The sequence below is a fragment of the Halorubrum sp. SD612 genome (assembly GCF_002135005.1).
The window spans coordinates 1-3,747 of sequence record NZ_NEWI01000210.1; the positions used below are offsets into that span (position 1 = coordinate 1).

The 3,747-nt window shown below is 71.2% G+C and carries 4 protein-coding genes and 1 pseudogene; 3 read left to right on the plus strand and 2 right to left on the minus strand.

What is annotated here, in order from left to right; all coding sequences use genetic code 11:
• The 3 genes and pseudogenes from B9G38_RS15180 to B9G38_RS15190 form a co-directional block, all read left to right on the plus strand.
• Positions 1–910 (plus strand): annotated as a pseudogene (locus tag B9G38_RS15180) (ATP-binding protein); the annotation flags it as partial.
• Positions 903–1,910, plus strand: coding sequence for a ScpA family protein (locus B9G38_RS15185; RefSeq protein WP_086220934.1), 1,008 nt, complete (start codon positions 903–905; stop codon positions 1,908–1,910). The pseudogene B9G38_RS15180 and the gene B9G38_RS15185, both read left to right, overlap by 8 nt.
• Positions 1,911–2,147: 237 nt before the next feature.
• Positions 2,148–2,666, plus strand: a complete 519-nt coding sequence (locus B9G38_RS15190; protein ID WP_086220935.1) for a DUF4442 domain-containing protein — start codon at positions 2,148–2,150, stop codon at positions 2,664–2,666.
• 32 nt (positions 2,667–2,698) lie between these two features.
• On the opposite strand, the gene B9G38_RS15195 is transcribed toward B9G38_RS15190, so the two are convergent.
• Both B9G38_RS15195 and B9G38_RS15200 read right to left on the minus strand, forming a co-directional pair.
• Positions 2,699–3,463, minus strand: a complete 765-nt coding sequence (locus tag B9G38_RS15195; protein WP_086220936.1) for a response regulator — start codon at positions 3,461–3,463, stop codon at positions 2,699–2,701.
• A 105-nt stretch (positions 3,464–3,568) separates the two neighbouring features.
• On the minus strand, positions 3,569–3,747 hold a 179-nt coding region (locus B9G38_RS15200), incomplete at its 5' end, for an alpha/beta fold hydrolase (RefSeq protein WP_394334934.1).

Here is a 3,747-nt window from a genome sequence, read left to right on the forward strand (position 1 = left end):
GAGGAAGGCGATGTCAGACCGTGAGGGGGGCGTCGCGGACCGGAAGGAGGAACGCGAGGCGCTCCGCGAGGAGATCCGCGAGGCGACCCGGGAGCGCGACGAGCAGCGGTCGCTCGTCGCCGAGGCCGAGTCCGACCTCTCGGACCTGACCGACCGCCGAGACCGCTTGGAGTGGGAGATCGACGAGCTGGAGTCGCAGGTGGGCGCCTACGACGCCGACGAGATCCCCGACCTCGACGAGGTGGAGTCGCGGATCGAGGAGCTCGAATCGGAGATGGAGGCGCTCGAACCCGTGAACATGCTCGCGATCGACGAGTACGAGGAGGTCCAGGCGGCGCTCGACGAGCTTCAGGAGCGCCGCGACGTGCTCGTCGAGGAGCGCGACGCGATCGAGGAGCGCATCGAGGGGTACGAGGCGGCGAAGAAGGAGACGTTCATGGAGACGTTCGAGTCGATCAACGACCACTTCGAAGACATCTTCGCCCGCCTCTCGGCCGGGACGGGCGAGCTCGTCTTGGAGAACCCCGAGGATCCCTTCGAGGAGGGGTTAACGATGAAGGCCCAGCCCGCGGACAAGCCGGTCCAGCGGCTCGACGCGATGAGCGGCGGCGAGAAGTCGCTCACCGCCCTCTCCTTCATCTTCGCCGTCCAGCGGCACAACCCCGCGCCGTTCTACGCGCTCGACGAGATCGACGCGTTCCTCGACGCGGTCAACGCCGAGCGCGTCGGCGAGATGATCGAGGAGCTGGCCGAGGAGGCCCAGTTCGTCGTCGTCGGCCACCGCTCCGCGCTGTTGGAGCGCTCCGACCGCGCCATCGGCGTCACGATGCAGGGCGACAACCTCTCGGCGGTGACCGGGATGCGGTTCGGCGACGACGCCGACGAGGAGGGGGTGAGCGCGGATGACTGAGGACGGCGACGGAGCTTCCGGCGCGGATTCCGACGGCGGCGTCCCCGACCTCGACCTGACGAGCGAGCGCGACGGCGCGGGTCCCTTCGCCGACGACGCCCCGGACGGGGACGACCCAGCTCCGGGCGCCGACGGCTCCGAATCGGAAGACGGCCCCGGCCCGACCGACGCGGTCCCGGACGTCTCGCCCCCGGACGAGACAGACGACGACGAGGTCGAGCCGGTCGAGCTCCTCGTCCAGCTCGCCGAGGAGGGCGAGATCGAGCCGTGGGACATCGACATCGTCCAAGTGACGGACGCGTTCTTAGAGAAGCTCGACGAGACGGACCTCCGGACGACCGGGCGGGCGCTGTTCTACGCCAGCGTCCTGCTCCGGATGAAAAGCGACGGCATGCTGGCGGACGACGACGAGGAGGAGGAACCGGAGCCGGAGCCGTGGGAGGTCGCGATGGAGGGCGGTGCGCCGGACCCGGCCGCCGACGGGTTCGACCCCGTCGACAAGCTGGAAGAAGAGATCGACCGCCGGCTCGACCGCAAGAACACCCGCGGGTCGCCGGAGACGCTCGACGAGCTGGTCCGCGAGCTGCGCGAGGCCGAGCGCGGCTCGTGGTGGAAGGACTCCCGTCAGTACGACACCTCGGAGTCGCCGCACGGCCACGCCCGCGGCACGCAGACGCTCGACTACCACGCAGGCGACGAGTTCCGACAGGACGGGGAGCCGACCGCCGGGGAGGCGACCGATCGCACCCACGACGAGGACATCGAGGAGGTCATCGTGGAGATCGACAACACCCTCCGGACCCACTTCGACCGCGGGCGCACGGAGGTGCTGTTCGCGGAGATCGAGACCGCGGGCGGCCGCCCGTTCATGACGTACCTCGCGCTGCTTTTCATGGCCCACCGCGGCTCGGTCCGGCTCCAGCAGGACGACCTGTTCGGCGACCTGTGGGTGAAAGACCCCGCGGCGATGACCGGCGAGTCGGAAGCGATCGCGGACTGAGACGTTTTCGAGCGCGCGGTCGGTCGGCAGTGCGGACGTGCTGCGAACTCGGCGACGAACACCGGCAACGCCCCAGCCGCGAGGGCTCGGTGCGGCTCCCTGCGCGTCTTCGAGTCCAGCCCAGCGCCGCGGCCTCACGCCTCCCCGGCCTCGTCGGCGAGCGTCCGACACCGACAACCCCCGGCCGGTTGTCGCCGGTTCCGACACCGGTTTGTCGCCGGGCAGCCGCGGATCGCCGTGAGCGATTCCCCGACCGGGGTCGACCGCGATCCCGACCCGCGACCCCTGCGCGAGGACCCGCCGGCGGAGAGCCGCCGGACGCGGCTCTGGCGGCTCGGCTTCAACCTCCTCCCCGCGTACCGGGGCACCGGGGCTCGGGTCGACCACATCGCCGCCGACTGGCGCTATATCCGGATCCGCGTCCCGTTCAACTGGCGTACGCGGAACGCGGTCGGAACGGTGTTCGGCGGCAGCATCTACGGCGCGATCGACCCGGTGTACATGACGATGCTCCGCCGGACGCTGGGCGACGGATTCACCGTGTGGGACAAGTCGGCCGCGCTGGAGTTCATCGAGCCCGGCCGAGAGACGCTGTACGCGGAGTTCGACCTGCCGACGGCCGAGACCGAGGCGATCCGCGACGCGCTCGACCCGGGCGAGTCGACCGACCGCGAGTACCTCGTCTCGCTCGTCGACGAGGCGGGGGAGGTCCACGCGGCGTGCGAGAAGACGCTGTACGTGCGCCGGGACGCCTGAGTCGGTCGAGGGCGCTCGCGTCCGTCGCCGTGTCAGTCGTCGGCCGCCCTCCGGACCGAGTCGAGCGGCGACACCGAGATGACCAGCCGGTCGTCGGCCGTCGCGCTCACCATCTTCGACTCGGCGAACCGGCTGCCGTCGGCCCGGAGCCCCGTGCTCGTTCCGGTCCAGCGCTCGCCGTCGGTCACGACCGGGATGATGTTCGTCTGGATGTGTTCGACCGCCGGCTCGGGGTGGAGGCGCTGCCACGGCTCTCCCTCCAGTTCCTCGGGATCGTAACCGTACAGCGCGCCGTACTCCTCGCCGACGAACTCGAAGGTCCCGTCGGGCGCCACGGTACAGACCCCGTCGAGCGCGACGTCCACCTCGGTCAGGTCGTCGGTCTCCCGGCCCCCGAACCGCCCGTCCTCGCCGGCGGCGGCCCGCTTGACGCGCCGCAACAGCGCCGTGTAGCCGTCCGCGCCGCCGCGTTTCGACACGTAGTCGCTGACCCCCGCCCGCACCATCTCGGCCGCGATGTCGGCCGGCCCGGTCGCGGAGAACAGGAGGAAGGGGAGGTCCGGGTCGACCTCGCGGGCGGCCGAGAGCAGCTCCACGCCGGTCAGGCGAGGCATGTCGTAGTCGCTGACGACGCAGTCGAACGACTCGCGCTCGATGCGTCGGAGGGCGTCGTCGGGACGCGTCTCGACGGCGGTCTCGCAGTCGAGGTCGGCGTCGCGTTCGAGGTGGGTCGCGACGAGCCGCGCGAGCCCGGGCTCGTCGTCGACGCACAGCACGCGAAACGTCTCGCTCGTCATGCGCGTATTCGGCGGCGGGCGCACTTATCGGTGTCCGCCCGATGCTCAGCGGTGAGAACCGGAGCGCTCCGAGCGGCGCCTGACGGGCCCGGCGACCGAGAGGCGTTACGCCGTCACGCCCGCGACGAGCGCCTCCTCGACCGTCTCGACGAAGCGCTCGGGGTGTTCGACGTGCGGGAGCAGCCGCGCGCGGTCGAAGACGACGAGCCGCGCGTCGGCCGCGTCCGCGAGTTCGCGGCCGTCGGTGAGCGGGCTCACGGTCGCCTCCCGACCCCAGACGATCG

What these genes read in the sequence shown, in the direction of transcription:
- B9G38_RS15185 (WP_086220934.1), top strand. Translation starts at nt 903, where the DNA reads ATGACTGAGGACGGCGACGGAGCTTCCGGCGCGGATTCCGACGGCGGC.
- B9G38_RS15195 (WP_086220936.1), bottom strand. Translation starts at nt 3,463, where the DNA reads ATGACGAGCGAGACGTTTCGCGTGCTGTGCGTCGACGACGAGCCCGGG.